Annotated in this window: 18 protein-coding genes; 8 read left to right on the top strand and 10 right to left on the bottom strand. The window is 66.3% G+C overall.

Annotated elements, in window-relative coordinates; all coding sequences use genetic code 11:
• The first annotated feature begins 31 nt into the window (after nt 1–31).
• Nucleotides 32–1,354: a cobyrinate a,c-diamide synthase gene (locus D779_RS01485; RefSeq protein ID WP_043748349.1), complete on the top strand. Its 1,323-nt coding sequence runs from the start codon at nt 32–34 to the stop codon at nt 1,352–1,354.
• 119 nt (nt 1,355–1,473) lie between these two features.
• Here D779_RS01485 and D779_RS01480 read toward each other — a convergent pair whose 3' ends face one another.
• From D779_RS01480 to D779_RS01470, 3 genes are all read right to left on the bottom strand, one after another.
• Nucleotides 1,474–2,025: a YaeQ family protein gene (locus tag D779_RS01480; protein ID WP_043748346.1), complete on the bottom strand. Its 552-nt coding sequence runs from the start codon at nt 2,023–2,025 to the stop codon at nt 1,474–1,476.
• An 89-nt stretch (nt 2,026–2,114) separates the two neighbouring features.
• Nucleotides 2,115–2,372: a hypothetical protein gene (locus D779_RS01475; protein WP_043748343.1), complete on the bottom strand. Its 258-nt coding sequence runs from the start codon at nt 2,370–2,372 to the stop codon at nt 2,115–2,117.
• Between the two features lie 71 nt (nt 2,373–2,443).
• On the bottom strand, nt 2,444–3,691 hold the full coding sequence (locus D779_RS01470; RefSeq protein ID WP_052347664.1) for a bifunctional cobalt-precorrin-7 (C(5))-methyltransferase/cobalt-precorrin-6B (C(15))-methyltransferase: 1,248 nt from the start codon (nt 3,689–3,691) through the stop codon (nt 2,444–2,446).
• Between the two features lie 184 nt (nt 3,692–3,875).
• On the opposite strand from D779_RS01470, the gene D779_RS01465 reads away from it, so the two are divergent.
• From D779_RS01465 to cobJ, 3 genes are read left to right on the top strand one after another with little or no spacing between them, the layout of a single operon-like run.
• Nucleotides 3,876–4,499: a precorrin-8X methylmutase gene (locus D779_RS01465; RefSeq protein ID WP_043748340.1), complete on the top strand. Its 624-nt coding sequence runs from the start codon at nt 3,876–3,878 to the stop codon at nt 4,497–4,499.
• Between the two features lie 5 nt (nt 4,500–4,504).
• On the top strand, nt 4,505–5,245 hold the full coding sequence (locus D779_RS01460; RefSeq protein WP_043748338.1) for a precorrin-2 C(20)-methyltransferase: 741 nt from the start codon (nt 4,505–4,507) through the stop codon (nt 5,243–5,245).
• Entirely contained in the window at nt 5,238–6,032 is a 795-nt protein-coding gene (gene cobJ, locus D779_RS01455) for a precorrin-3B C(17)-methyltransferase (protein WP_081763267.1), read from the top strand. Before D779_RS01460 ends, cobJ begins: the two co-directional genes overlap by 8 nt.
• 95 nt (nt 6,033–6,127) lie before the next feature.
• On the opposite strand, the gene D779_RS01450 is transcribed toward cobJ, so the two are convergent.
• Both D779_RS01450 and D779_RS01445 read right to left on the bottom strand, forming a co-directional pair.
• Nucleotides 6,128–6,916: a cobalt-precorrin-6A reductase gene (locus D779_RS01450; RefSeq protein WP_043748336.1), complete on the bottom strand. Its 789-nt coding sequence runs from the start codon at nt 6,914–6,916 to the stop codon at nt 6,128–6,130.
• Nucleotides 6,917–6,980: 64 nt separating this feature from the next.
• On the bottom strand, nt 6,981–7,526 hold the full coding sequence (locus D779_RS01445) for a cytochrome b (protein WP_408605984.1): 546 nt from the start codon (nt 7,524–7,526) through the stop codon (nt 6,981–6,983).
• A 323-nt stretch (nt 7,527–7,849) separates the two neighbouring features.
• On the opposite strand from D779_RS01445, the gene D779_RS01440 reads away from it, so the two are divergent.
• A complete protein-coding gene (locus tag D779_RS01440) occupies nt 7,850–8,632 on the top strand; it encodes a class I SAM-dependent methyltransferase (protein ID WP_081763270.1) in 783 nt (260 codons plus the stop codon).
• 192 nt (nt 8,633–8,824) lie between these two features.
• On the opposite strand, the gene katG is transcribed toward D779_RS01440, so the two are convergent.
• From katG to tcuA, 3 genes are all read right to left on the bottom strand, one after another.
• The gene (gene katG / locus D779_RS01435) at nt 8,825–11,053 is read right to left on the bottom strand and encodes a catalase/peroxidase HPI (protein WP_043748332.1); all 2,229 of its coding nucleotides are present in this window, start codon (nt 11,051–11,053) and stop codon (nt 8,825–8,827) included.
• A gap of 346 nt (nt 11,054–11,399) precedes the next feature.
• A complete protein-coding gene (gene tcuB, locus D779_RS01430; RefSeq protein ID WP_043748330.1) occupies nt 11,400–12,503 on the bottom strand; it encodes a tricarballylate utilization 4Fe-4S protein TcuB in 1,104 nt (367 codons plus the stop codon).
• Nucleotides 12,490–13,872: an FAD-dependent tricarballylate dehydrogenase TcuA gene (gene tcuA / locus D779_RS01425; RefSeq protein ID WP_043748328.1), complete on the bottom strand. Its 1,383-nt coding sequence runs from the start codon at nt 13,870–13,872 to the stop codon at nt 12,490–12,492. Before tcuA ends, tcuB begins: the two co-directional genes overlap by 14 nt.
• Before the next feature lie 203 nt (nt 13,873–14,075).
• Here tcuA and cobM point away from each other — a divergent pair, with 203 nt between their 5' ends.
• Together cobM and cbiB are read left to right on the top strand one after the other, a co-directional pair.
• On the top strand, nt 14,076–14,879 hold the full coding sequence (cobM, locus tag D779_RS01420) for a precorrin-4 C(11)-methyltransferase (protein ID WP_052347662.1): 804 nt from the start codon (nt 14,076–14,078) through the stop codon (nt 14,877–14,879).
• A 42-nt stretch (nt 14,880–14,921) separates the two neighbouring features.
• A complete protein-coding gene (gene cbiB, locus D779_RS01415; RefSeq protein WP_052347672.1) occupies nt 14,922–15,881 on the top strand; it encodes an adenosylcobinamide-phosphate synthase CbiB in 960 nt (319 codons plus the stop codon).
• A 134-nt stretch (nt 15,882–16,015) separates the two neighbouring features.
• Here cbiB and D779_RS01410 read toward each other — a convergent pair whose 3' ends face one another.
• A complete protein-coding gene (locus tag D779_RS01410) occupies nt 16,016–16,903 on the bottom strand; it encodes an EamA family transporter (RefSeq protein WP_043748323.1) in 888 nt (295 codons plus the stop codon).
• Nucleotides 16,904–16,980: 77 nt separating this feature from the next.
• On the opposite strand from D779_RS01410, the gene D779_RS01405 reads away from it, so the two are divergent.
• Nucleotides 16,981–17,517: a MarR family winged helix-turn-helix transcriptional regulator gene (locus D779_RS01405; protein WP_043748321.1), complete on the top strand. Its 537-nt coding sequence runs from the start codon at nt 16,981–16,983 to the stop codon at nt 17,515–17,517.
• A 163-nt stretch (nt 17,518–17,680) separates the two neighbouring features.
• On the opposite strand, the gene D779_RS01400 is transcribed toward D779_RS01405, so the two are convergent.
• A complete protein-coding gene (locus tag D779_RS01400) occupies nt 17,681–19,666 on the bottom strand; it encodes an NHL repeat-containing protein (protein ID WP_052347660.1) in 1,986 nt (661 codons plus the stop codon).
• Nucleotides 19,667–19,760: the final 94 nt, after the last annotated feature.

Genomic DNA, 19,760 nt, shown 5'->3' with positions numbered 1-19,760 from the left:
CATTGGATTCATCGAGTCGGTCGACCTCCTCATGTCAGAAAATGCCTCCAACAACCCATCCGCCGTTCGCCGCTGTCCGGCGCTCTTCCTGACCGCCTCCGCCTCGGGGCAGGGCAAGACGACCCTGGTCGCCGGTTTGGCGCGTCATCATGCGCGTCTCGGACGGCGTGTGCGGGTGTTCAAGACGGGGCCGGATTTTCTCGACCCCATGATCCTGGGCCGCGCCAGCGGCGCGCCGGTGGGGCCGCTGGATCTCTGGATGGTGGGCGAGGCGGAGTGCCGACGCAAGCTGTGGGAGGCGGCGGGCGAGGCGGATCTGATCCTGGTCGAGGGGGCCATGGGGCTGTTCGACGGTACGCCGAGCGGCGCCGATCTGGCCGAAACCTTCGACATCCCGGTCGCGGCGCTGATCGACGCCAAGGGCATGGGGCAGACCTTCGGCGCGCTTGCATTGGGGCTCGCGACCTATCGTCCGGCGCTGCGTTTCGCCGGCATCCTGGCCAATCGTGTTGCGAGTCCGCGTCACGAGGAGATGATCCGGGCCGGATTCCCGCCGGATCTGCGCTATCTGGGCTCCATGCCGCGACTCGTCGATGCCGAGCTGCCGAGCCGGCATCTGGGGCTGGTCCAGGCCGAGGAGGTCGGGGATCTGGACGCCCGGCTCGATCGGATCGCCGACCGGCTGGGCGAGACGGCCCTCGCCGAGCTGCCGGAGCCGGTCGATTTCGGTCCGTCGGACGATGCCGCCGAGATGCCGCGACCGCTCGCCGGGCGGCGGATCGCGGTCGCGCGCGACGCCGCCTTCTCCTTCATCTACGAGGACAATCTGCGCCTGCTGCAGCGGCTCGGGGCGGAGCTGGATTTCTTCTCCCCCCTCGCCGACAGCCATGTCGAGGCCGATGCCGTCTATCTTCCCGGCGGCTATCCGGAGCTGCATCTAGAGGCCCTGTCGGACAATCGGGAGATGAAGGGTTCGCTGGCGCGGCATGTCGCCGAGGGGCGGCCGCTCTACGCCGAATGCGGCGGGATGCTCTATCTGCTCGAACGGCTGACCGACACGTCGGGCGATTCGGCCGAGATGGCCGGCCTGCTTCCCGGGGAGGGATCGATGCGCCAGCGTCTCGCCGGTCTCGGCATGCAGTCGCTCGAGACGCCGCAGGGCCGGCTGCGGGGTCACAGCTTCCATCATTCGACCATGGAGACGCCCGTCGAGCCGATCGCATTCGGCCGGCGCCAGAGCGACGGTCGGGCCGGCGAGCCCTTCTATCGGCACGGCGCGGTGCGCGCGAGCTATCTGCATCTCTATTTCCCGTCGGCGCCCGAGGCCGCGGCGGCATTGTTCATGGGCGGGTAGGCTGCGGTCTGCCGCAGGAGATTTTTGAACCGCGAAGGCGCAAAGGGCGCGAAGAGGTTCGAATATTCTCTATCGTAGCCCTTGGATTCCTTGCGGTCTTGTCGGCTCGGAAAGGCGTTTCAGTCTGACCTGATGTCCTGGCGGATGGTCGGCGTGATCTCGACCGTCGTGTCGGCGTTGCCGATCCAGACCTGTCCGCCGTCGAGGGTGCATTGCAGGTCCATGTTGCGACCGGCCAGTCCGGCGAGCGATTGGACCGTCTCGCTGTCCAGGTCCAGCACCCGCAGATTGCGTAGCCGCTGCAGTCCGTCGCGATTCTGTTCCCACCAGATGTCCGAGCTGCGACCGCCGTAGTTGATGAGGATCACCTCATGGGCACGCCCGGATGCCTGGCGCAGACGGCGCTCGTCCGGCTGGCCCAGCTCGATCCAGCACTCGATCTCGCCGCTCAGGCTCTGCTGCCAGAGATCGGGTTCCTCGTCGGTCGAGAGCCCCTTGGTGAAGAGCAGCCGCTCGTCGGCGTGGAGACAGAAGGCGAGTAGACGCACCATCAGGCGCGTGTCGGTCTCGGAGGGATGGCGGGCGAGTGTGAGCGCATGGCTCTCGTAATAGTGACGGTCCAGATCCGAGATCTGGACCTGCGCCTTGAAGATGGTTGCCTTGAGGGCCATGGCTCGATCCTGACGTGTCCCGGTTCGGCCTGGGCATGGAGTTGGCGAAGCCGGGTTTCGCGAGGCCGAGATGCGGGAAAATTTTTTGCCTAACGCCTGCTGACGTACATCCGCATGATGGTCGAGATGAGCAGGTGCCGGTCGGCGGCCGAGAGCTGGGGGAATTCGTTGCGCAGTTCCTGGACGAGCATGAAACCGGATGCCGGCTCTTTGACGCCCTGCTTGTCGAGCATCGGCTCGAGCAGCTTCCAGGCTTCGTCGAACACCTGTCGAACCTGGAGACTCGTTCGCTGATCAGGGAGGGGCTGTCCTTGATCGTCGGTATAGGTCTTGGATTGATGGTCCATGGTACGGCGACCTTTCTCGATGAGGGGAACTTTCGATCCCTATGTTATTCGCTATCCAGTCTGGATGCATGTCAATCCGGCTTCACGGCGGCGAGGATGGTGACGGGCATGGCGGTGCGCCAGCCGTCGAAGCGCCCGAGCGGGGTGGCGTGGGAGACCGAGAGGCGGGTGAGTTCGCCGCCGATGCGCGCGCGCAGGGCGACCAGGAATGCCTCGCTCTGGAGGGTGACGGCGTTGGCGACCAGGCGGCCGCCCGGCTTCAGTGCCTCCCAGCAGCGCTCGGCGACGCCATCGGCCGTGAGTCCGCCGCCGATGAAAACGGCGTCGGGCGTTGGCAGGTCTTGCAGTGCATCGGGGGCGCGTCCGGCGACGATCTGGAGTTCGGGGACGCCGAGCCGTTTGCGGTTCCGGTCGATCAGGTCTCGGCGCGCCGCATCGGGCTCGATGGCGATGGCGCGGCAGCCGGTCTCGGCACGCATCCATTCGATCCCGATGGATCCGCTCCCGGCGCCCACGTCCCACAGCAGTTCGCCGGGCAGCGGGGCCAGCCTGGACAGGGAGGCCGCGCGGACGTCGCGCTTGGTGATCTGGCCCTCGTGGACGAAGGCGTCGTCGGGCAGTCCGCAGCGGCGCGACAGCGGGCGTGCATCCGGGCCGGCATGGCATTCGACCGCGATCAGGTTGAGCGCGGCGCAGCTCGGGTGGGTCCAATCGCCGGCGATCCCGTCCAGTCTGCGCTCATCGGGGCCGCCGACCCGCTCGAAGACGCCGAGCCGGCTGGCGCCGAAGCCGCGTTCGGTCAGTTGCGCGGCGAGCCGGGCCGGCGTCTCGCCGTCGGCGGAGAGGATCAGCAGTCGCGCGCCCTCGGCCAGATGCAGATTGACCCGTTCCAGCGGTCGGCCGTGCGCGGGGATGACGCGCGTATTCTGCAATGGCCATCCGAGTCGGGCCGCGGCCAGCGAGACCGAGGAAGGGGCGGGCAGGATGCGCATCTCATCGGGCGGGATCCGGCTCGCGAGGCTGCCGCCGATGCCGAAGAACATGGGGTCGCCGCTGGCGAGCACGCAAACGCGCGTGCCCCGACGGGCGAGCAGCCGCTCGTAGGCGAGGCCGAACGGGCTCGGCCAGGGGTGGCGTTCCATTCCCGGTCTCTCCGGAACCAGCGCGAGATGACGCTCGCCGCCGAAGAGGATCTCGGCCTCGGCGATCGCGCGACGGGCCTCCTCGCCGAGTCCGTCCAGCCCGTCTTCACCGATACCGACGATGGTCAGCCAGGGGGTGGTGGGTTCGGTGTCTGCCGGTGGGTCGATTGGGGGCATGCGTCTGTGGCTCGGTCTGGCGGGATGGTGGTATATCTCTCGGGCCGAGATTATAATCCCGCTCTTCACTATAGAGTATATCCACCAGTTCACGCTTACCTGTCGGCCAGCCTTTTCGCCCCGCCTCCGCCTGGACTCGCCCGAGTCCGCGTCGATCGGTATCGCCGCGCGTTAGAGACCCACAATGATCGAATACAATCGCGATGCTCATGACATCTATCGCCAATCCTTCGCCATCATCCGCGCCGAGGCGAATCTCGATCGTCTGCCGGCCGATCTGGAGGCGCTGGCTGTCAGGGTCGTGCATTCCTGCGGTATGCCCGACGTTCTCGAGGATCTGATCTTTTCGGACGGCGCCGGGGCTGCCGGTCGGACCGCCCTCGAGGGTGGGGCTCCCATCCTGTGCGACAGCCGCATGGTGGCCGAGGGCATCACCCGCGCCCGTCTTCCGGCCGAGAACGAAGTCCTCTGCACGCTTCAGGATCCCCGCGTTCCCGGTCTCGCCAAGCAGCTCGGCAATACTCGCACCGCGGCGGCGCTGGAGCTGTGGCGTCCCCGGCTCGAAGGCGCGATCGTGGTGGTCGGCAATGCGCCGACCGCGCTCTTCCGTCTGCTGGAGATGCTCGACGCGGGCGCCCCCAGACCGGCGCTGATCCTCGGCTTTCCGGTCGGCTTCGTCGGCGCGGTCGAGTCCAAGGAGGCCCTGGCCGAGGACAGCCGCGGCGTTCCCTTCGTGACCCTGCGCGGACGTCGTGGCGGGAGCGCCATGGCCGCCGCCGCGGTCAACGCGCTCGGTCGGGATCACTGATCGTCATGGCGCAGGGGCGTTTGTTCGGCCTGGGCGTCGGTCCGGGCGATCCCGAGCTCATCACGGTCAAGGCGCTGCGCTATCTGCGCGCGGCGCCCGTGGTGGCCTATTACGCGGCGAAGGAGAAGCGCGGCAATGCGCTGACCAGCGTCGAGGACTATCTCGATTCCGAGCATCAACAGCTGCTGCCGCTGATCTATCCGGTCACCGGCAGGAAGCCGCCGCCGCCCTACGATTACGAGGGGGCCATGCGCCGCTTCTACGATGAATCGGCCGAGTCGATCGCCGAGCATCTGGAGGCGGGACGCGACGTGGCGGTGCTCTGCGAGGGCGATCCCTTCTTCTACGGCTCCTTCATGTATCTCTACGATCGTCTGGCCGACCGCTTCGAGACCGAGGTGGTCCCGGGGGTCTGCTCGGTGGTCGCCAGTGCTTCGGTATTGCGCACCCCGCTGGTCTATCGCGACCAACGGCTCCAGGTGCTGCCCGGCACGCTGCCCGAGGAAACCCTGGCCGAGATGCTCGACGGGGTCGAGGCGGCCGCCATCATGAAGCTGGGCAGCAACTTCGAGAAGATCCGCCGGGTCATCACCAAACTCGGGCTGGAAAAACGGGCGCTCTATGTGGAGCGGGCGACCATGGAGGGCGAATGCGTGCGTCCCTTCGCCGAGATCGCCCCCGAGACCGTGCCCTATTTCTCGATGGTCCTGATTCCGGGCGAACGCTGGCAGGGCTCGGATGTCTGATCCGGCGAAGGACGCACGAGGACGGCTGGCCGTGATCGGTCTGGGGCCGGGTGCCGCCGAGCTGATGGCGCCGGCCGTCCGCGAGGAGCTCGACCGGGCGCAGGACATCGTCGGCTACACCACCTATGTGGAGATGGCGGGACCCTTCCGTCCCGATCAGCGCATCCTGGATTCGGACAACCGCCGCGAGATGGACCGCGCCCGGCTGGCCTTCGAGCTGGCCGCCCAGGGGCGGCGCGTGGTGGTGGTCTCCTCGGGCGATCCGGGCGTCTTCGCCATGGCGACGGCCGTGATGGAGGCGCTGGACGGGGCCTCGGATCCGAGCTGGAGGACCGTGGATCTGGCGATCCTGCCGGGCATCTCGGCGGCCCAGGCGACGGCCGCGCGCATCGGCGCTCCGTTGGGGCACGACTTCTGTACCATCTCGTTGTCGGACAACCTCAAGCCCTGGTCCCAGATTCTGCTGCGATTGGAGCATGCCGCCCTGGCGGATTTCGTGATCGCGCTCTACAACCCGCTCTCCAAGGCTCGGCCCTGGCAGCTGGGCGAGGCACTGGAACTGCTGAGGCGTCATCGCGCGCCCGAGACCCCGGTCGTGCTGGGTCGCGACGTGGGGCGTCCGGACGAGCGCGTCATCGCCACGACCCTGGCCGAGGTGCGTCCCGAGCAGGTGGACATGCGCACCCTGGTCATCGTCGGATCCTCGCTGACCCGCCAATTCCCGCGTTCGGACGGCGGCGCCTGGGTCTACACCCCGCGCTGGTACCCCGAGGCTCCGCGCGGCTGATCGGATATTCGAACCGCAAAGGCGCAAAGGACGCCACGAGGAGCACTCTCACCAGATCCTTTGCGCGCTTTGCGGTTCGATTCTTGTCTGCGGGTTCAGCCGGCCGCTCGTATCGGTTCGCGCTCGCAGCGCCATTGCTCCCTCCGGATCTCCAGCCAGTTGAGCGCGCCCTCGACGCTGGTAGCCAGCGCAACGGCGGGCCGGCTCGGCCGCTGGTGCAGGATGACGCGGATGCCGCGCTCGCGGGCGGCGATCAGCTTGGCAGCCGTCGCACCGCCGCCGCTGTTCTTGCAGACGATGGTGTCGATGCCGTAGTCGTCGAGCAGGATGCGCTCGCTGTCGAGATCGAAGGGGCCGCGAGCGAGCAGCAGCTCGGCCGCGGGGAAGTCGGGCATCGGGTCCGGTGCCGTCACCGCGCGGATGAGGAACCAGATGCCGTCCAGTCCGGCGAAGGGGGTGAGCTCCTGGCGCCCGACGGCCAGCAGTACCCGACGGGAGCCGCCTTCCTGCAGCGCATTCACGCCCTGGTCCCAGCCCTGGATCAGTTCCCAACGGTCCCCCTCCTCGGGCATCCAGGCCGGACGCTCTAGACGCAGCAGGGGGACGCCGGCCTCGCGGCAGGCCTGATGCGCGTTCCAGCCCATGGTGGCGGCGAATGGATGGGTCGCGTCGAAGACCGCGCGGATGCGCTGCTCGCGCAGATACTCGGTCAGTCCCTCGGGTCCACCGAAACCGCCGATGCGGGTCTCTCCGGCCGGCAGACGCGGGTCGCTCGTGCGTCCCGCGAGCGAGTTGATGACTCGCAGATCCTCATGGTTGGAAAGTGCCTCGGCGAGCGCGTAGGCCTCCGTGGTTCCGCCGAGTATCAGGATCCGTTCCTTCATCGTGTGCTTGTCCTCATCTGTGGCTTGGGGGATCCGTCTGTCGGCCGTCCCTGGCCGGCCCTCCTCAGGGCAGCGAAATGCGGGTCATGATGCCGTCTTTCAGTTTCCAGTGTTTGAGTCCGGCCGCGATGTGGATCAGCAGCAGACCGGCGACGATCAGACCGCCGAGACCGTGATAGGCGAAGAGCGTGGCGCCCAACTCCTTGTTCTCGTCGATGATGCTCGGCAACTGGGCGTCGAAGAACTGGATCGGATGGCCGGAGGCGGCGGTGGCGACCAGTCCGACGACCGGAACGGCGATCAGGAACAGATAGAGCAGCAGATGGATGCTGCCGCCGACCATGCGCTCGAGGAGCCCGAGCGGCGGATCGTAGGCCGGCGCGGGCGTGAGCCGGCGCAGCCAGAGACGCAGGAAGGTCAGCGCCAGGACCAGGATGCCGAAGCTCTTGTGGTACATGAAGAGCATGCCGGCCGTGTCCTCGCCGAGCATCTTGGACAGACCCTCGTATCCGAGCGCCCAGAAGGCGAGGCCGCCGAGGAGCAGCCCGAAGACCATGAGGGCGATCAGCCAGTGAGTCAGACGTTGCAGAAATGTGTATCTGTTTTTCAAGTTCATCTCCTTGCGATGGATGCTGGGGTGAACGGGAATCGAAGGTTTCGGCCCCGACAGGCGCGCGGCGCTATCTTAAACCCTGCGCGAGCCGATCCATGAATCCGAACCGCGTCGTAATGCCTCGGTCGGGCCATGGTTGATCTGGTGCCGAGCAGCCGCAGATCCGGGGGAATACGATAGTCGACTGGAGTCAGCCGCACGTGAATAGCGAGTCACTCACGCTTCGAGACCGGACGTCCCGCGACGTTCTGGGTCACCTGAATTGGTTGTTCAATCCATTCAAGCGGCTCCATGTGACCAGGATCTACGACCTCTTGTCGATGGGATCCGTCACAGAGAAGGCCCTCTATCTGAACCTGGGATACTGGACCGGTTCCACCGCCGATGCCGACGAGGCGAGCGAGTCCCTGGTCATGCTGATGGCCGACTGGGCCGATCTGAGTGCGTCCGACGAGGTGCTGGACGTCGGCTACGGATTCGGCGATCAGGACATCCTCTGGTCGCAACGCTGTGGTCCGAGACGGATCGTCGGACTCAATCCGACCGCCTCGCAGGTGGAGGTGGCGCAGCGTCGTGTCTCCGACCTGGGGTTGGAAGAGCGTATCGATCTGCGTCTGGGGTCGGCCACCCGGATGTCGATCCCCGATGCCTCGGTCGACAGGGTCATGGCGCTCGAATGCGCCTTCCATTTCGACACCCGGGAGGACTTCTTTCGCGAGGCCTGGCGCGTGCTGCGTCCAGGTGGACGGCTGGTGACGGCCGACATCCTGCCGATGCCGACGGCCGAGGGCCGGAAGGCGCGCGCGCTCCAGCGACTCTCCTGGGGGATGATGGCGAACAAATTCGCCGTGCCGGACGCCAACGTCTACGGCATCGAGGGCTATCGCGAGCGCTTGGTCGCGCAGGGGTTCGATTCCATCCGCATCGAGTCGATCCGCGATCGCGTCTATGCGCCCATGCACGCCTATCTGCGCGAGCATCCCCAGTCGCTGCGCCGGCTGCATCCGCTCGCCCGGGCCGTCGCCCGGATGTCGCTTCGGCTCGATCCCGAAAGCGTCTATTCCGGTCTCGACTACGTCATGGCGAGCGGCGTGAAGCGCTGAAGTACCCTATCTGGTAGGGCGTAATAGGTCGCCTGTATTTGGTGGGTGCAACCTTTGCCGTTTTGGTGGTTTGGCATGAACCGCCGTGCTTCGATTTGGGGGCGGCCGTATTGCGCCGTATGACATTGGCGGCGAGGATCGATACCTTGCCGCTGCCTGTCATGCGGCGCAATACGCTGTCGCTATTGCGCCCTACGGTTTTTTGAGATCGAAGCGGTCTGCGGTCATCACCTTGGTCCATGCGGCGACGAAGTCGTCGATGAATTCCTCATCGCCGTCGGCGGAGGCATAGGCCTCGGCGACGGCACGCAGCTCGGCGTTCGATCCGAAGACCAGATCCACGGGGGTCGCCGTCCATTTCAGCTCGCCCGAGGCGCGGTCGCGTCCCTCGTAGATCCCCTCGGCGTCCTCGGACTTCGACCATTGGGTCGACATGTCGAGCAGATTGACGAAGAAGTCGTTGCTCAGGGTTCCGGGACGATCCGTGAGCACCCCGTGCTCGACACCGCTGGCGTTGGCGCCCAGGGCGCGCATGCCGCCGACCAGGGCGGTCATCTCGGGGACGGTCAGACCCAGCAGGTCCGCACGGTCGACCAGCATCTCGGCCGGGGACAGACGGCTGCCGCTGCCGAAGTAGTTACGGAAGCCGTCGGCTGTCGGTTCGAGCACGGCGAAGGACTCGACGTCCGTCTGCTCCGGGGTCGCGTCCGCGCGGCCGGGCTCGAAAGGCACCTCCACCACGTATCCCGCCGTCTTGGCCGACTGCTCGATGGCGGCCGCGCCGCCGAGGACGATGAGATCGGCGAGCGAGACCTGCTTGCCGCCGGGCGCCGAGTCGTTGAAGTCCTTCTGGATGCCTTCCAGCGTCTCAAGCACCTTCGCCAGCTCGGCCGGATCGTTGACCGGCCAGTCCTTCTGCGGGGCGAGCCGGATGCGCGCGCCATTGGCGCCGCCTCGCATGTCCGAGCCACGATAGGTGGAGGCCGATGCCCAGGCGGTCCGCACCAGTTCGGCGGTCGAGAGGCCCGAGTCGAGAATCTTCCCCTTGAGATCGGCCACGTCCGCCGCGTCGATCGGCGCGTAGTCGATCTCGGGGATGGGATCCTGCCAGATCAGCATCTCATCGGGGACCTCGGAACCCAGGTAGCGGGCTCGGGGACCCATGTCGCGGTGGGTCAGCTTGAACCAGGCCTTGGCGAAGGCGAGCTCGAAATCGTCGGGGTTCTCCAGGAAACGCTTGGAGATCTCGCGGTACTTGGGATCGAACTTCAGTGCCAGGTCGGTCGTGAACATCATGGGCGCATGGGTCTTGCCCGCGACATGGGCGTCGGGGACCGTGCCGGCACCGCCGTCATCCTTGGGTTTCCACTGGATGGCACCGGCGGGGCTGCGGGTCTGCTCCCATTCGAAGCCGAAGAGATTGGTCAGGTACAGCATCGACCACTGGGTGGGTGCCGCGGTCCAGGCGCCTTCCAGGCCGCTGCCGACGGTGTCCTCGGCATTGCCCTTGCCGCAGCTGTTGGCCCAGCCGAGTCCCTGCTGCTCCATGGGTGCCGCCGCCGGTTCGGGACCCACGCAGTCGGACGGCTTGTGCGCGCCATGGGTCTTGCCGAAGGTGTGACCGCCGGCGATCAGGGCGACCGTCTCCTCGTCGTTCATCGCCATACGTCCGAATGCCGTGCGGATCTGCTCGGCGGCCGCGAGCGGATCCGGGTTGCCGCCTGGGCCTTCCGGATTCACGTAGATGAGGCCCATCTGAGTCGCCGCAAGCGGGTTCTCCAGATTGCCTTTCTCGTCGTAGCGCTCCCGGCCCATCATCTCGGCCTCGGGCCCCCAGTAGACGATGTCGGGCTCCCAGTCGTCGGCTCGCCCGCCGGCGAAGCCGAAGGTCTTGAATCCCATGTCCTCCATGGCGACGGTACCGGCCAGGACCATCAAGTCGGCCCAGGAGATGCTGCGTCCGTATTTCTGCTTGACCGGCCAGAGCAGACGCCGTGCCTTGTCGAGATTGACGTTGTCCGGCCAGCTGTTGAGTGGGTCGAAGCGCTGTTGGCCGCCGCCGGCACCGCCGCGCCCGTCGGCCACGCGATAGGTGCCGGCGCTGTGCCAGGCCATGCGGATGAAGAAGGGGCCGTAGTGACCGAAGTCGGCCGGCCACCAGTCCTGCGAGGTGCTCATCACCTCCTTGAGATCCTTCTTCACCGCATCGAGGTCGAGGCTGGCGAAGGCCTTGGCGTAATCGAAGTCCTCGCCATAGGGGTTGGATGCGGGGTCGTGGTCGCGCAGCGGCTGGAGATCGAGTTGATCGGGCCACCAGAATTGATTGGGCTTGGCCTTTCCGGGCTCCATGCTCGGATCGGCGAACGTCGGGGCGGCGAACATGGCCGCCAGGATGGCGGCGGGAATCGCTTTCATGTGCATCGGAACGCTCTCCTCGTCTTCTTCGTTGGTATGTATTCTTCGTCCAGGTGCCTGGCATGTGTCCGCTTTCATCGATGTCTGCTCTTCAGAAGGATGCGCCTGAACGAATGTGTTCGAGCCCGGGCGGGCTCTGCGTCGGCGGAGACGGTGCCACGACAAAGGGTAAGTCGATAACTATCTGTATGCTATGCGGAAAACCCGATCGTCCCGATAGATTCGCCCGTTGGTGGTCGTCAGGGTGAGAATCGAAGTGTGTTCGCTCTGGGCCGTCCGAGCCTGACGCGATCGCTCCCGGTGCTTGAGCGGCGGTGGCCGCGTCACCGAATGTTCGGCTGCGGGGCTCGGTCTACGCCTTGCGTCCCGACGCTTGCTCCATCGCCTCGATCAGTAGCGAAATGAAGCGATATCCGGCGTGGACCAGCTTGCTGTAGGGCAGGAGGATGAAGAGCGCCAGGACGCCGCCGAGGTGAATGGCGAGCAGGATTCCCATGGCTCCGGTCTCGCGCCAGATCAGCAGGGCGAGTCCGGTCAGGGCGACCCAGAGCAGAAGGCCGAGGATGGCGGCATCGGCGCGGCGCGATTCGGGGGCGGTGGGCGTCTGGTCTCCGCGCCGCTTCAGCCAGAGCAGTCCAATCGCGCCGACCGTCATGCAGACTCCGCCCAGTGTGCCGAGCGCCACGGGTGCGCTGAGGGCGGGGTAGGGGGCCTCCCAGCCGAGCGCATGGTGATAGAGGGTCGCGACCAGGGTGGCGGCGAGACTCAGCAGGACGCCCGCCGCCAGCGTCTGGTGCAGGCGGCGTCGGGCGTGCGACGGTCGGTCGTCGAGGTCGTTGCAGCCGGGGCCGCCGCCCTGGAGATTGCGCAGCAGCACCACATCGCGCAACGCCCTGACGAATGCGCGACTCGTGACTCGGGCGGATCCCGGGCGGGTGGCTCGCCAGTAGCGGCGTAGCCCGATTCCGATCGCCAGGGCCGACCAGCCGAGCGGGATGGCGCCGATCCATGCCATCGTCTCCCACGGCAGGATGCGGTAGAAGGCTCCCGTGCCCAGGTGCCGGTCGAAGAGCGTCTCGGGTGGCAGACTGGTCAGGACGAGTCCGATCATGAGCGCGGTCGCCGCCAGGGTGACGATCAACGTGGAGAGTCGGCCGTGGTCCAGCAGAAAGGCGAGCCCCTTGGGCCAGACATACTCGGCGTAGGTGCGCTGTCGCAGCCTCGCCAGGGTGCGCGGGACATTGACCTGGAAGACATGCGGCGGCGCGTACTGGCAGGCGTAGAGACAGTTGCGGCAGGCATGGCAGAGATTGGCGAGATGGGCCAGGTCGCCGTCGCTGAGCGCGGGGCGGCGTCTGGCGGCCTCGAACAGATCGCAGAAGCCGTTGCAGTAGCCGCAGGCGTCGCAGATGTCGAGGACGCGCCGCGCCTCGGTCGCGATCTCATCCGAGCGCATGGCGTGCCGCCTCCTCTCCCGCGATCCGGCCGAAGACGACCCCGATGGTGAGCCCGAGACCCGAGACATAGCCGCGCGGGACGATGTTGGGCGCCATGATCATGCCGGCGGCGAAGAGATTGGGGATGGTGCCGCCGTCTGGGCGCAGTACGCGGGCATGCGCGTCGACGGCGACGCCCTCGTAGGTGAAGGTGATTCCGGGTCGCATGGGATAGGCGGAGAAGGGGGACTCGGTCAGCGGCTTTGCATGGTGCGTCTTGGGTGGATTCAGGTCGACCGTGTGCCAGCCGTCCGGGTCGTCGGTGTTTTCGCCCGGCCGGGTGGCGGCATTGTAGCCTGCCAGGGTCTCGACGAGCGCGGATGCTGGGATCTCCAGCCGTTCGGCCAGGGCGGGGAGGTCGTCGGCCTGGATGGGTGGATAGAGCGACGGCGGTGCCTCCCGCTGCGCTCGGGCGTCCAGGATCAGATAGGCGATCTGGCCGGGCCGGCGCGCCAGCCGCTGGCCCCAGACCGCGTAACGTGTCGAGGCGGTGTCGCCGCCCTCGTCGTCGAAGCGCCGGCCGCTGCGGTCGACCACGATGCCGGACGGCATGCAGCGGATGCGGGTGACGATGCCTCCGTCGTCGGCCGGGGAGCGTGCGTCGACCGCGACCAGATAGGCCGTCGTGGGATCGCCGACCCGGCGCGCGCCCTGCTCGAACATGGATTCCAGCAGGGTCCCGGTCGCGAAGGGCGTGCCCCGGTTGACGAAGCCCTCGGCGGCATCGCCCCAATGGATCCTCAGCCAGTCGCGATTGGCCTGGGCGCCGCCGCAGCAGGCGACGAGGGCGCCCGGTGCGATCCATTCCGATTCGCCTTGCTCTTTCATCTGGACCTGCTCCAGACCCTCGGTGCCGATCCGCAGCGCATCGACCTCGCAGCCGTAGCGGATCTCGACACCGAGCCGCTCGGCCGTCGCATAGAGCGCATTGAGCATGGACATGCCGCCCCCGAGCAGAAAGGCGGTGCGGCGCGACGCGGGCAGGATGCCGCCCGCTGAGGGCTGGAAATGCACCCCGGCATCCAGCAACCAGTCGGCCGCGTCGGCCGACGCCCTGACCAGAAGCTGCCTCAGTGCCGGATCGCCGCCGTTGCGCGTGGCCCGTTCGAGGTCGGAGCGGAAATCCTGTTCCGGATAGAGCCCGGACGAGAGCGGCGTTTCGGTCTCGTGCATGAAGCGCAGGTTGCGCGAGTGACGGGTGTTGCCGCCGCGCTGCGTTCGGGGCGCGGCCTCGGCCAGCAGCACCGAGGCGCCGGTGCGGCGCGCCGAGATGGCCGCGCATAGGGCGGCCGTGCCTCCGCCGATGATGAGGACGTCCGGTCGATGCATGCTGGCTGTCGTCGTCTGGATCGGAGCGGGATGTGGCTGTGGTGGGGGTCGCCGAGAAGGCTTGGACGGCCGAGTTTGACAAGCGTCGAAACCGGCTACGAAAATACTCAACTTTTCCCGCAACCATACGTAAGGGCCCGCCAGCATGCAACTGCTCCAGCCGTCAGTCTCCAGGTATCCGGCATCCAGGGGGGGCGACCGTCATGGGTAAGGTCTGGTTCGTGGGTGCCGGGCCGGGCGCGTCCGATCTCATCACGGTGCGCGGCGCGCGTCTGCTGGGAGAGGCCGGCGCCATCCTCTACACGGGCTCGCTGGTCGCCGAGACGGTGCTCGAATGGGCATCGAAGGATTGCGAGATCGCCGATTCCAAGTCCATGGATCTGGAGCAGGTGAATGCCTGGCTGCTGGATCGCGCCAGCCGGCACGAGACGGTGGTGCGTCTGCAGACCGGCGATCCCACCCTCTACGGGGTGGTGGCCGAGCTCGCCCGGCCGCTCGATGCCGCCGGAATCCCGATCGGGATCGTCTCTGGCGTCTCCTCGGCCATGGCCTCGGCCGCCGCCGCCGGCGAATCCCTGACCCTGCCCGAGGTTACCCAGACGGTCATCTTCACCCGGCTGTCCGGACGCACCAAGATGCCCGAGAGCGAGTCCCTCGTCTCCCTCGCGGCCCATGGCTGCACCCTCTGCATCTTTCTCTCGATCGACCGGATCGATGCGGTCGTCGCGCAGTTGCAAGAGGCCGGCTGGGCCTCGAGTGCCTCCGTGGTGGTGGTCCACAAGGCGACCTGGCCGGGCGAGGAGCAGGTGCTGCGCGGCACCCTTGAGGACATCGCCGGACGTTGCCGCGCCGAGGGGATCGACCGTCAGGCGCTCATCCTGGTCAGTCCGGCGCTCGGCGCGCGCTCCCGGCCCCAAACCCGGACCTCGAAGCTCTACGACAACGCCTTTCCGCGCCGCTTCCGTCCGGGGCACAACAGAGGGAACTCGGGGACGGATCGCGACTGAGATGCCCATGCAATCCCTGTCGTATAAGGGTTGCCGACGGCCGTGACCGAACATCTCGCACTCATCATCGGGGCCTGTCTGCTCGATGCCGCCTTCGGCGATCCGGTCTATCGTCTGCACCCGGTGCGGCTGATCGGCGATGCCAGCAGCCTCTTCGAGCGTCCGCTATTCGCCATGGGATTCGATGGACGCTGGGGCGGCGTGCTGCACTGGCTGCTGGTGGTCGGCGCCGCCTTCGCGGTCTGGCTGGGCGTGCGCAGCGCACTGGAGACGCTGCATCCGGGGCTGGCCTTCGTATGGGATCTCTATCTCGCCTACAGCTTCCTCTGTCTGCGCGGGCTGGTCGAGCAGGGCTGGCGCGTGCTGCGCGATCTCGACGACCCGGCCGCGGTGCGCGAACACCTGAAGATGCTGGTAGGACGCGACACCGCACGGCTCGATCGCCCCGGCATGGTGCGCGCCACCATCGAGAGCCTGTCCGAGAACCTGACCGACGGCGTCCTGACCCCGCTCTGGGCGCTCTGTCTGTTCGGATTGCCGGGGCTCATCCTGGTCAAGTCCGTCTCGACCCTGGACTCCATGATCGGCTACAAGAACGCACGCTACGCCCGTTTCGGCTGGGCCGGCGCGCGCAGCGACGACCTGGTGCACTGGCTGCCGGCGCGTCTCTCGGTGCCGCTGATCGCCGCCGCCGCAGCGATACTCCGACAGCATCCGCTGCTCGCGCTCGAGGCCCCCTTCCACTACCGCGACCGGCTGCCGAGCCCCAACTCCGGCTGGAGCGAGGCCGCCTGCGCCGGCGCGCTGCGGGTGCGATTGCTGGGGCCGCTATGGCGCAACGGCCAGCTGCTCACCAACGACTATATCGGCGATCTCGACTGGCCGTTCGATCTGGATGGGGCCGATCTCAGGCGTGCGCTGATGCTGATGTTGATCTGCTATCCGCTTGCGATTGGCGTGGGGATGGTGTTTGCGTCTTGGGGATTGGGTGTCGCAATGTGAGTGGGGGAGAGGCTGCGGCGGCTCTGGAATGAATCTGGCAAAGTAGAATTAGGGTCGTCGTGGAGAATCAGTGACCGGATTTCGTCGCCGCCATCCGAGGCACGGGGGCAAATGGTTCCTCTCCGCTTTTCCCGTCATGGCATCCGCATGCGTTGCGGCTGTGACATGGACCACTGCACGGTCAGCACACTAGAGAGCACCATAAACAAACCCACCAGAGAGGTGCCGGTCATCGCCTGCCCCAACAGCACCCACCCGAGTACCACTGCTGTCAACGGACTCAGCAGACTCAGCGAAGACACCGCCACCGAAGGCAAGCGTGCGATACCGCGAAACCAAAGCGCGTAGGCCAACAACGCGCCCGCGAGGCACAGATAGGTATAACCGGCCATCTGCGTCAGGGACAGCACCGGCAGGGGAGCGTCCGCAATCCAGGCCACCGGGGCTAGCATCAGACCACCGAGCAGCAGTTGCCACCCAGTCAGTGCGAGCACCGGCAGGTCCGGTTTCCAGCGTCGGGTGAGAAAGGTGCCCGCCGCCATGCAGGCCGCGCCCGCCAGCGCGGCAATGATTCCCACGGGTTCCCAAACGCTATTGGGCGAGAGCAACAGCACAGCCATCCCTAAGACCCCCAGGATGCTGGCCCATAGGGTCAATCGGGCTGGTGTGTGTCGGTCCAGGCTCCAGGCCAGCGCCATGACCAATAAGGGCTGAGTCGCACCCGCCACGGCAGCCAAACCGCCTGGCAGCCGATAGGCCGCAACGAACAGGAGCGCCTGAAAAACACCGATATTCAAGGCGGCCAACACCAGCAGTCGGAGCCGGTCTCCAGGCGCGGGCAAGCGCTTCATGAGCAAGACCAGCAGCAGACCGGCGGGCAGTACCCGAATCAAGGCTGCGGTGAACGGTCGGTCTGGCGGCAGCAGTTCGGTGGTGACGATATAGGTCGACCCCCAGATGGTTGGGGCCAAGGCGGTCAGCAAGATGTCGCCCCAGATCGAGGGCGTGAGTGATTTAGGCATCTAATTATCTTTAGCTCAAGATAAAATAGTAGCCTGCCGGTAAATTATCTTGAAGTCAAGATATATGGGGGACTGCAATGACCGATAGGCGACAGCCCGACGCAGTGGACGCGATCCTTGCGCAGTGGAGGCGAGAGCGACCTGATCTCGATACCAGCCCGATGGGTCCGATTGGGCGCATCATGCGCTGTTCGGCGCTGCTTCAGCGCCGGCTGGGAGAGACCTTTTCTACCTTCGGGATGAGCGCGGGGGAGTTCGATGTCTTGGCAACGCTTCGGCGGTCGGGTGCACCTTATTGCCTGTCGCCCAAGGCATTGTTCTCGACCCTGATGATTACCTCAGGGACCATGACCCACCGGTTGCAACGACTGGAGGCCAATGGGTGGGTGCTGCGTGTGCCCAACAGCCAGGACGCGCGCAGCATGCTGGTGAAATTGACGCCAGCGGGGTTGGATCTGATCGATCGTGCGGTCGAGGCTCACGTCGAGACCGAACGCGCCATTCTGGCTTTGAGCGAACCAACGTCGGTGACGGCGCTGGATGAGCATCTCTCGGCATTGTTGTCCGAATTGGAGCGCCCAGATTGCGAGGCGCCGGTCAAGGGCGGTCGCTAAAACAGCGGGTCCTCAGTGGAGGACAGGTGTCGTGTCTTTTGCCCGTTCCGAGCTAGGCGTTGGCCATGGCTCGCCCTCTCAGAACGTAGCGGGATGCTGTGCCCCTTCGATGACATCCATGTCGATCTGCGGTTGCATCGCGCGGTCTGACCCGAGACGTTTCTCAGTGTGATCGCGGCGGGGGCGTGGCGAGTCCGACGAAGATGACGATCCCGTCGCCGCCGGGGTTCGACAGGATGTCGACATCGAAGCGGGGCTTCCAATTGTTGATGGTCCAGACGTTGCCGGCGGCATCGATCTGTACGCTCGTCTGCCGCATCATGGGGGCGAAGCTCGGTGGCGCACCGGGGCCGTAAAGTGGATCGCCATTGGAGAGCAGGACCGGAGCCCCCTCGGAGGGCAGGGTGTAACCCGTCTCGGGCGAGATCGGGTCGCCGAGTTTCAGCCCAGGCGGGCAGGCGGCCGGATTGGCCCCGCACAGCTTCGACAGGCGTCCCCGGTCGAAGACGTTGCCGATCGCGAGGTCGCCGAAGTTGGCGACCCAGACGTTGCCCTCGCCGTCTACCGTAACGCCCCAGGGACCATCGATTCCGCCGCCGCCGAACTCTCCGAGCTGTTCTCCGTCCGGGCTGTAGGCGAATACCGAATCGGTGCCCTGCGAGGCGAACCAGGCGTTACCCGCAAAATCCGTGGCCACCACCTTGAGGGTGTCGCCGACCGGCGCGATGAAGCTCTGCTTGAGTTCGCCCGTGTCGGTGAGCGCGTACTTGGCGATGCTGCTCTGGTGCTCGCCCGCGAGTCCGCCGGAGAAGGTGACCCATGCGGCCGCCTGACCAGGGATCGGGGCGACCCCGAACGGCGCGTCCTCCCAGTCCACGACGGCTGAGACGCTGTCGTCGGGATTGCCGTCGCGAAACACCCAAACCCCGCTGCCGCCGTCGACATCGGTGTCGCCCAAGCTTGCCATCCAGATGTTCCCCCAGTCATCGGGTTCGATGGCCTGAACGCGGTAGGGGCCGAAGTAACCGACCTCGGAGAGCGGTGAGCCGTCGGCGGCGTCGAACGTGGAGACGCTTCCGGTTCCGGCCCCGCTGGGACTGCCGGGGGTCTGACTCGGATAATAGAGGTCCTTGGGACTGCCCCAGCCGAAATTGCCGTACCAGACCCGATCTTTCTGGTCGACCGACACGCCCCAGCCCACACCGAGCAGTCCGCCCGAGTCGAAGGGAGAGACGGGCTCGCCTCCGGTGCCATCCGCCGGTTTGCCGTCCGGCCTCAGGACGACGTTGTACTTGGTGGAGTTCGGCGTTCCCTGTGTGACGTTATTGGCGACCCAGGCGTAGCCATAGGAATCCCAGTCGACGTTGGCCGCGCCTCCGAACGGGATATCGGCTCGGCCCGTGTCGTTCAGCTTGACCGTGACGGACCATTGGTCTGGTGCTTGGCTCAGTGCTGGCACATAGCCCTGACGGAGAGAGGACAAGAGATAGATGAGTTCGGGGTCCACGGCCGGGTTTCGAGCGAGATTGGCCAACCCGATCGCCGTGTCCGCCGGCACCTGGCCCCGCTCGTCGGTGAGCAGTGGCAGGAGCGCCTTGGCGTAAGACGGCGACACGGCACAGAGATTGAGCAGATTGGCCAGCGAGCGCGTGAGTCGGAGCGAATTGGTCTGATCCGCGTTCGGCGGCGCGCTCAGCACCGCCGAGATCTCTCCGGTGACCGGATTGGCGATATTCGTACCCATCATCGCCGCAATGCGCAGTCGGAAGGCGTCTCCGGCGATTTGGCCCGAGCGAAGAAACTGTGCCATCGCGTAGGAGGCGGCGACGCTGGTCACCTCGTTGATGGTCGCAAAGTGAGGAAGCGTCTCGCCGAGAATGCTGACCAGCCGAACCTGATCGCTGACGGTGGCGGAGAGGAAGAGGATGCTATCCGATGTCGCCCGGCCAGTCTCGAGGCTGAAAAGGCCGTCGCTTCCGGTTCTCGTCGTCGCAAGGGCGACTGGGGCGAACTCGGTGGCCTCATAGAGCGTGATGGCGACGTCTTGGATCAGATCCGGACGATCCGTCGTCGCGAGCATCAGCTGCCCGTTCAGCTCCGCGCCCCTGGCCGATCCCAGGAACAGATAGAGCCCGATGGCAGAAAGCATCCAAAGTCCTCGAAATCTGCGGATGTTGGCGTGTCGTTTCATGGTGTCACCCGGTCGATGGAGCCTGAAGATGATTGTCCACGAATCGTCCGGA

The sequence above is a fragment of the Imhoffiella purpurea genome, assembly GCF_000585215.1.
Lineage (GTDB): Bacteria > Pseudomonadota > Gammaproteobacteria > Chromatiales > Chromatiaceae > Imhoffiella > Imhoffiella purpurea.
This window is presented reverse-complemented; position numbering and strand designations above follow the sequence as displayed.

Excerpts from the sequence above, each read along its gene's own strand:
- D779_RS01485 (WP_043748349.1), top strand. The coding sequence starts at position 32 with ATGTCAGAAAATGCCTCCAACAACCCATCCGCCGTTCGCCGCTGTCCG.
- D779_RS01480 (WP_043748346.1), bottom strand. The coding sequence starts at position 2,025 with ATGGCCCTCAAGGCAACCATCTTCAAGGCGCAGGTCCAGATCTCGGAT.
- D779_RS01475 (WP_043748343.1), bottom strand. The coding sequence starts at position 2,372 with ATGGACCATCAATCCAAGACCTATACCGACGATCAAGGACAGCCCCTC.
- D779_RS01470 (WP_052347664.1), bottom strand. The coding sequence starts at position 3,691 with ATGCCCCCAATCGACCCACCGGCAGACACCGAACCCACCACCCCCTGG.
- D779_RS01465 (WP_043748340.1), top strand. The coding sequence starts at position 3,876 with ATGATCGAATACAATCGCGATGCTCATGACATCTATCGCCAATCCTTC.
- D779_RS01460 (WP_043748338.1), top strand. The coding sequence starts at position 4,505 with ATGGCGCAGGGGCGTTTGTTCGGCCTGGGCGTCGGTCCGGGCGATCCC.
- cobJ (WP_081763267.1), top strand. The coding sequence starts at position 5,238 with ATGTCTGATCCGGCGAAGGACGCACGAGGACGGCTGGCCGTGATCGGT.
- D779_RS01450 (WP_043748336.1), bottom strand. The coding sequence starts at position 6,916 with ATGAAGGAACGGATCCTGATACTCGGCGGAACCACGGAGGCCTACGCG.
- D779_RS01440 (WP_081763270.1), top strand. The coding sequence starts at position 7,850 with ATGGGATCCGTCACAGAGAAGGCCCTCTATCTGAACCTGGGATACTGG.
- katG (WP_043748332.1), bottom strand. The coding sequence starts at position 11,053 with ATGCACATGAAAGCGATTCCCGCCGCCATCCTGGCGGCCATGTTCGCC.
- tcuB (WP_043748330.1), bottom strand. The coding sequence starts at position 12,503 with ATGCGCTCGGATGAGATCGCGACCGAGGCGCGGCGCGTCCTCGACATC.
- tcuA (WP_043748328.1), bottom strand. The coding sequence starts at position 13,872 with ATGCATCGACCGGACGTCCTCATCATCGGCGGAGGCACGGCCGCCCTA.
- cobM (WP_052347662.1), top strand. The coding sequence starts at position 14,076 with ATGGGTAAGGTCTGGTTCGTGGGTGCCGGGCCGGGCGCGTCCGATCTC.
- D779_RS01410 (WP_043748323.1), bottom strand. The coding sequence starts at position 16,903 with ATGCCTAAATCACTCACGCCCTCGATCTGGGGCGACATCTTGCTGACC.
- D779_RS01405 (WP_043748321.1), top strand. The coding sequence starts at position 16,981 with ATGACCGATAGGCGACAGCCCGACGCAGTGGACGCGATCCTTGCGCAG.
- D779_RS01400 (WP_052347660.1), bottom strand. The coding sequence starts at position 19,666 with ATGCTTTCTGCCATCGGGCTCTATCTGTTCCTGGGATCGGCCAGGGGC.